This is a genomic window from Pseudomonas sp. SH10-3B (genome assembly GCF_019891415.1).
In the GTDB taxonomy this organism is placed as follows: Bacteria; Pseudomonadota; Gammaproteobacteria; order Pseudomonadales; family Pseudomonadaceae; genus Aquipseudomonas.
Genome location: NZ_JAFLXD010000056.1, coordinates 31157 through 37783, shown reverse-complemented (window position 1 = coordinate 37783; position 6627 = coordinate 31157). Strand labels below are relative to the sequence as shown.

The 6627-nt window shown below is 61.9% G+C and carries 6 protein-coding genes; 2 read left to right on the top strand and 4 right to left on the bottom strand.

The features are described from left to right. Positions 1-111: 111 nt before the first annotated feature. Positions 112-549, bottom strand: a complete 438-nt coding sequence (locus J1G35_RS27425) for a carboxymuconolactone decarboxylase family protein (RefSeq protein WP_053133396.1) — start codon at positions 547-549, stop codon at positions 112-114. Between the two features lie 107 nt (positions 550-656). After that, positions 657-1127 carry an Lrp/AsnC family transcriptional regulator gene (locus J1G35_RS27420; RefSeq protein WP_053133399.1) on the bottom strand — a complete coding sequence of 157 codons (471 nt, stop codon included), beginning with the start codon at positions 1125-1127 and terminating at the stop codon, positions 657-659. A 123-nt stretch (positions 1128-1250) separates the two neighbouring features. Between J1G35_RS27420 and J1G35_RS27415 the strand changes: the two genes are divergently transcribed. Next, a complete protein-coding gene (locus J1G35_RS27415) occupies positions 1251-2495 on the top strand; it encodes a methionine gamma-lyase (protein WP_053133401.1) in 1245 nt (414 codons plus the stop codon). 155 nt (positions 2496-2650) lie between these two features. Beyond that, positions 2651-3322, top strand: coding sequence for a helix-turn-helix transcriptional regulator (locus J1G35_RS27410; RefSeq protein ID WP_172681478.1), 672 nt, complete (start codon positions 2651-2653; stop codon positions 3320-3322). Positions 3323-3384: 62 nt separating this feature from the next. Here J1G35_RS27410 and J1G35_RS27405 read toward each other — a convergent pair whose 3' ends face one another. Continuing rightward, a complete protein-coding gene (locus tag J1G35_RS27405) occupies positions 3385-5343 on the bottom strand; it encodes a MacB family efflux pump subunit (protein ID WP_223016559.1) in 1959 nt (652 codons plus the stop codon). Positions 5344-5346: 3 nt separating this feature from the next. After that, entirely contained in the window at positions 5347-6498 is a 1152-nt protein-coding gene (macA, locus tag J1G35_RS27400) for a macrolide transporter subunit MacA (protein WP_053133410.1), read from the bottom strand. Positions 6499-6627: the final 129 nt, after the last annotated feature.

Here is a 6627-nt window from a genome sequence, read left to right as displayed (position 1 = left end):
CAAAACCAGCCGCTACAGAGTGTCTGATACACCGCGTTCTTTTTAATGGGGCTGCTGCGCAGCCCAACACGGGACAAGCCCGCTCGCCACAAAGAGCCGTCTTCAACCTCCTTATTTAGGCATCTTGCGAAACCCCACCGCGAGGCGGTTCCAGCTGTTGATGGTGGCGATGGCCACGCTCAGGTCGACTTGCTCCTGGGGGCTGAACTCGGCGGCGAGCGCGGTGAAGTCTGCGTCCGGGGCGTGGGTCTGGCTCAGCAGCGTCAGGCTCTCGGCCCAGGCCAATGCCGCACGTTCACGTGGGGTGAAGAACGGCGTTTCGCGCCAGGCCGACAGGGTGTACAGGCGACGCTCGGTCTCACCGCCCTTGCGGGCATCAGCGGTGTGCATGTCGAGGCAGAACGCGCAGCCGTTGATCTGCGACACACGCAGGCGTATCAGTTCCAGCAGTGGCAATTCAATGGAGAGTTTGCCGACGGCGGCTTCCAGGGCGAGCATGGCTTTCATGGCGTCTGGGGAGGCGGTGTAGAAATCGGTACGGGCTTGCATGAGGAACTCCGGAACGGTGGGAAGTGGTGGCTAGGTTAGCCACCGGGCCGTACGGGAGAAATAGCCAATTGCGGGGAAGAACAGGTGACCAATGGGGCGGTGTGCAATCAACCCGGCAATGGAATCACCCGCAACGGCCGCACCGATTTATAGGAAAAACTCGAATAGATCTCCTTGACGCAAGGCAGCGTCTGCAACACCTCCCGCGCAAACTCGCCGAACGACTCCAGGTCCTTCGCCACCACCTCCAGCAAGAAGTCATAGCGCCCCGACACGTTATGACAGGCCACGATTTCCGGAATATCCAACAAGCGCTGCTCAAACGCGCGGGCGATTTCCTGGGTGTGGCTCTCCATCATGATGCTGACAAACGCCGTCACCCCATACCCCAGCGCCTTGGGCGAGAGGATCGCCTGGTAGCCGCTGATGACCCCGCTCTCCTCCAGGTGCCTGACCCGCCGCCAGCACGGTGAGGTGGTCAGGGACACGCGGTCGGCCAGCTCGGCCACGGTTAAACGGGCATTGCCTTGCAGGGCGTTTAACAACGCTTTGTCGGTGCGATCCAGCGTGACGGGCATAGCGTGCCTCTGTTTATTGTTTTTAGCGTGTTTTCATCCCAAGACGCGGGATTTATCGGCAAAGTTTGCAAAATCCAGCCGTGGTTATAAGCATAGCATTGTAGGAAATAAGGAGCGTCCGACATGAACAATAAACACAATGCATTCGGCTTTTCCACCCGTGCCATCCACCACGGTTACGACCCCAAGGACCACCACGGCGCGCTCGTGCCGCCGATCTACCTGTCGGCCACGTTTGCCTTTCCCACAGCCGAATACGGCGCCGCCTGTTTTGCCGGTGAGGCCAGCGGCCATTTCTACACGCGCATTTCCAACCCGACCCTGGCGCTGCTGGAGTCGCGCATGGCCACCCTGGAAAACGGCGAGGCGGCGGTGGCATTCAGTTCCGGCATGGGCGCGATTGCCGCGACGTTCTGGACCCTGCTGCGCCCAGGCGATGAGGTGATCGTCAGCCAGACGCTCTACGGCTGCACCTTCGCCCTGCTGCATCACGGTATCGGCGAGTTCGGCATCAAGGTGCGCCACGTGGACCTCACCGACCTGGCCGCCCTGCAAGCGGCGCTCAGCCCCGCCACGCGCATGATCTACTGCGAAACCCCAGCCAACCCCAACCTGCAACTGGTGGACATCGCCGCCGTGGCCGCCCTCGCCCATCAACAGCCTAACGTCACCGTGGTGGTCGATAACACCTACTGCACGCCGTACCTGCAACGCCCCTTGGAGTTGGGCGCCGATGTGGTGGTGCACTCGGCCACCAAATACCTCAGCGGCCATGGCGACATCACTGCCGGCATCGCCGTCAGCAACCACGCCCTGGCCCAGCGCATTCGCCTGCAAGGCCTCAAGGACTTGACCGGCGCGGTGATGTCGCCCCAGGACGCGTCGCTGTTGATGCGCGGCCTCAAGACCCTGGCCCTGCGCATGGACCGCCATTGCAGCAACGCCCAGGCCGTGGCAGAAGCCTTGCAGGCACATCCGGCCGTGGAGTGGGTGACGTATCCGGGCCTGCGTAGCTTCGCGCAATACGAATTGGCGGCGCGGCAGATGAGCCAGGCCGGCGGCATGATCGCCTTCGAACTCAAGGGCGGGATCGACACCGGTCGACGCTTCATGAATGCCCTCAAGCTGTTCACCCGCGCCGTCAGCCTCGGCGACGCCGAATCACTGGCCCAGCACCCGGCGAGCATGACCCATAGCACCTACACCCCTGAAGAGCGGGCGCACCACGGTATCAGCGAAGGCCTGGTGCGTTTATCCGTCGGGCTTGAGGACGTTGCCGACCTGTTGGCGGACGTGCAGCAAGCACTCGCCAAGTGCACCCGCGCCGTGCCCCGCCAAACGCTGATGACGGCACAGGCCGTGAGATAAGCCCCACGCTTGGGCTGCTCCTTTCCCACAACGGTGGCCGGGTTGATCCGACCGCCGTTGGCCGTGCTTAATCTGGTTTTTTGCCGATTGGATCCCCATACCGCCGCCAGGCTGTACTAGCATACGTCCTGCATTCAACACTCATGGACGAACTGATGAACTCACACCTGTTCCCACATATAGGCAAGGTCATCGCCAGCACCGGCAGTCGCGATTTCCCACGCATGCTGCACGACCTGATCCTCACCCAACTGGCAGTGGACGCCACTCATATCACCCAATTGCGCGTGAGTCCCGAAGGACACACCCGCCGCAAGATCAGCCCGGTCTACACCGATTCGGTGGCGGCCCTGGGCGAAGCACAACCCGCCGCCCAATTGCACCTCACACGCCGCAAGGACGATGTGCGCTACGTCCTGTCGGTGTACCGCTCGCACCAGTCAGACAGTTTTTCGCCCCAGGAACGCAGCATGCTGCAGGACTTCTCCACGCTGTTGTTGCCCTTGGTGGAAAAACACATCGCCGCGATTCAGCCATGCCGCAATGAAAGCGACCCACTCCCATCGCAAAACCAGGGCCTCGATACCCTGCGCCGGCGCATTCAAGAACGTCTGGTGCAATCGGGGCTGACCCTCTCCAACCGCGAGCTGGAGGTGTGTGTAGGCCTGCTGGCCGGGCGTACGGCACCCGAGCTGGCGGAACAACTGGCATTGAAGGTCAACACGATTGAAAGCTACCTCAAGCGGGCAGCGATCAAACTGGGGATCAGCGGACGGCATTCGCTGTTGCGCTGGATGTACGCCACCGACGACACGACCAGTCTTTAATCCACCACCGAAAAAAATGTGGGAGCGGGCTAGCCCCTCCCACATTCACCCTCTGACAGAAATCAGTCCCTGGCCAATGCCTCAATCGGATCGAGCCGCGCCGCGTTCCGCGCCGGCACAAAGCCAAACACAATGCCGATCAGCGTCGAACAGGCAAACGCCGTGACAATCGAGCCCAGGGAAAACACCATCTCCCACTCCTTCACAAACAACGAAAACAGATAGCCGATGGCGAAGGACAGCGAGATGCCAATCATCCCGCCGATCAAGCACACCATCACCGCTTCCACCAAAAACTGCTGGCGAATATCCGACTGCCTTGCGCCCACCGCCATGCGAATACCGATCTCGCGGGTGCGCTCAGTGACCGACACCAACATGATATTCATCACGCCAATGCCCCCCACCAGCAAGGAGATCACCGCAATCAACGACAACAGCAACGCCAGGGAACGGCTGGTTTTCTGCACCGTCTGCATGATGCTGTCGAGGTTGTTGGTGAAGAAATCCTTGGTGCCATGCCGTTGCAACATGAGCTTGTTGACGTTGTCTTCCACCACCTTGCTCGGCTGGCCGTCCTTGATGCGCACGGTGATGCTGTCCAGATGGCGTTGGCCTAGAAGACGTCCCGCTGCGGTTTCGTAAGGGACCCACACGTTGAGCGCCTTGCTCGCGGCGAACATGTTTTTATTGTCCGCCGTCACCCCGATCACCGTGCACGGCAGGTTGCCCACCAGGATCACCTGGCCCAGCGGGTCCACGTTCGGTCCGAACAGGCGATGGCGGGTATTGTGGTCGATCACTACCACCTGGGCCTGGCGTCGCGCATCGCTTTCGCTGAAGGCGATGCCGGCTTCGAGTTTCAGCCCCTTGACCTTGAAGTAACGGTCGCTCACGCCATTGACCTGGGCGTCCAGGTCGATGTTACCGAAGCGCAGCAGCAGGTTGCGGCCCACCACCGGGGTCGCGCTGTCCACGTAGTAGAGCCGGTTCAGCGCCTCCACATCCGAGGGCATCAGCGTCTCGATCGCCGAGGCGCGGCTGTCGCCGAAACTGGTGCCGGAGAAAATATCGATGGTGTTGCTGCCAATCGCCTGGATGTCCTTGAGCACATAGCGCTTGGCACCTTCGCCGATGGCCGAGATCGACACCACCGAGGTGATGCCGATGACAATGCCCAGCATGGTCAGCAAGGTGCGCATGCGATGGGACACCAGCGCGACCCAGGCCATGTTGAACGCCTCCTTGAACAGCCCCAGGCTCGCCACCAATCGGCGCGCGCCGCTGCGCCTGGCCTCGATCGGCGCCTCGGCAGGCACGTCCAGGCCACTGCTGTGGTTGGCCTTGTCACTGATGATTTCGCCGTCGCAGACCTCAACGATGCGTTGGGCATTGGCCGCCACTTTCGGATCATGGGTGACGATAATCACCGTGTGCCCGGCTGCGTGCAGCTCGGCGAGGATGCGCATCACCTCCTTGCCACTGTGGGTGTCGAGGGCCCCGGTGGGCTCGTCGGCGAGGATCACCTCCCCGCCGTTCATCAAGGCCCGGGCAATACTCACCCGTTGTTGCTGCCCGCCCGACAATTGGCTGGGGCGGTGGCTGGTGTGGCTGGCCAGGCCCAGTCGCTCCAACAACTCCCGTGCGCGGCTGTGGCGCTGGGTCTGCGGGGTGCCCGCGTAGATCGCCGGCATTTCCACGTTGTGCAGGGCGCTGAGGTGCGCCAGCAAGTGGTAGCGCTGGAAAATAAAACCGAAGTAATCGCGGCGCAGTTCCGCCAGTTGCTCATCGCCCAACGAGCGGGTTTCGATGCCATTGATCTTGTAGCTGCCGGCGGTGGCGTAATCCAGGCCGCCGAGGATATTCATCAGGGTGGACTTACCTGAACCGGAGGCGCCGATGATCGCGAGCATTTCCCCGGCATGAATGGTCAGGTCGATGCCCTTGAGCGCAATGAATTCACGCTCGCCGGCCATGAAACTGCGGGTGATGCCCTTGAGTTCCAACAGTGGCTGGGTCATCCGTCAGTTCCCCGCCACGGCGGGCGATGCGTCACCGATCACCACCTTGTCACCCTCGGCCAAGCCCTCCAGGACCTGCACCTTGACGTTGTTATTGATGCCGGTCCTCACATCCCGCGACACCGCCTTGCCCTTGGCGTCCAGCACCCGCAGCGAGTAGCTGCCATCGTTGTTGCGCGGCCCGAGCGCGGCCACCGGCACCATCAACGCGGCCTGGGCGGTGTCGAGCACGATGCGCACCTGGGCGGTCATGGCGATGCGCAGGCGATGGTCGGGATTGGGCACGTCGAACAGCGCGTTGTAGAACACCGCCGTGTTTTGCTTGGGCGTGCCGGCGGTCTGGGTCTCGAGGAAGTTCTGCGGCGCCGGCTCCGTGCCGCGCAGCTTGGCGTAGTAGCGTTTGTCGGCTTCGCCGAGGATGGTGAAATACACCTGCTGGCCGGGGCTGATATGAATCACATCGGCCTCCGAGACCTGGGCCTTGACCGTCATGGTGTCCAGGTCCGCCAGCTTCAACAGCACCGGCGCCAACTGGCTGGCGATCACCGTCTGGCCTTCCTGGGTGACAATGCCCACCACATCGCCGTCGATGGGCGCGACGATGCGGGTATAGGCCAGGTTGACCTTGGCGGTGTCGATCTGGATATGCGCGCTCTTGATCTGCGCATCCAGGGACAACAGGTTGGCCTGCTGCACCTGGAACGTCGACTCGGCGTCCTCGAAGTCCTGGCGCGACACCGATTCGTCATCCTGCAAGCCCTTGTAGCGCTCGTACACCGACCTGGCCTGCTTGAGCTGCGCCGCCGTGGCCCGGCGCTGGGCCTGGAGGTTTTCCTCATCCACCTGGGCCTTGCGCAGGGTGTTTTGCAGGATCAACGGGTCAATCTCGGCGAGCCACTGGCCCTTCTTCACCTTATCGCCGACCTTGACCTTGAGTGACTTCAACTGCCCGGAGACCTGGGCACCGACGTCGACTTGCTTGACGCCTTCAAGCACGCCCGTGGCTAACACGGCGTTTTCGATATCGCCGCGTTCGACACTGGCGGTGAGGTATTGCGGGGCGTCGGCGGGCGCCTGGACCGTGTAGACGATAAGGCCGATGGCAACGGCCAAGACTGCAAGCATGCCGGTTTTGCGGAGCTTAGAAGTGTGCATAAATGACCATGAAAAGTGGTTTGGCTTTTTTGATGGAGTTCATAGGTGGTAGGGGGCTTGCCCCCGATAGCACTGGGTCAGCACCCGATGCATCAACTGACACTCCCTCATCGGGAGCAAGCCCCCTCC

What these genes read in the sequence shown, in the direction of transcription:
- J1G35_RS27425 (WP_053133396.1), bottom strand. Translation starts at nt 549, where the DNA reads ATGCAAGCCCGTACCGATTTCTACACCGCCTCCCCAGACGCCATGAAA.
- J1G35_RS27420 (WP_053133399.1), bottom strand. Translation starts at nt 1,127, where the DNA reads ATGCCCGTCACGCTGGATCGCACCGACAAAGCGTTGTTAAACGCCCTG.
- J1G35_RS27415 (WP_053133401.1), top strand. Translation starts at nt 1,251, where the DNA reads ATGAACAATAAACACAATGCATTCGGCTTTTCCACCCGTGCCATCCAC.
- J1G35_RS27410 (WP_172681478.1), top strand. Translation starts at nt 2,651, where the DNA reads ATGAACTCACACCTGTTCCCACATATAGGCAAGGTCATCGCCAGCACC.
- J1G35_RS27405 (WP_223016559.1), bottom strand. Translation starts at nt 5,343, where the DNA reads ATGACCCAGCCACTGTTGGAACTCAAGGGCATCACCCGCAGTTTCATG.
- macA (WP_053133410.1), bottom strand. Translation starts at nt 6,498, where the DNA reads ATGCACACTTCTAAGCTCCGCAAAACCGGCATGCTTGCAGTCTTGGCC.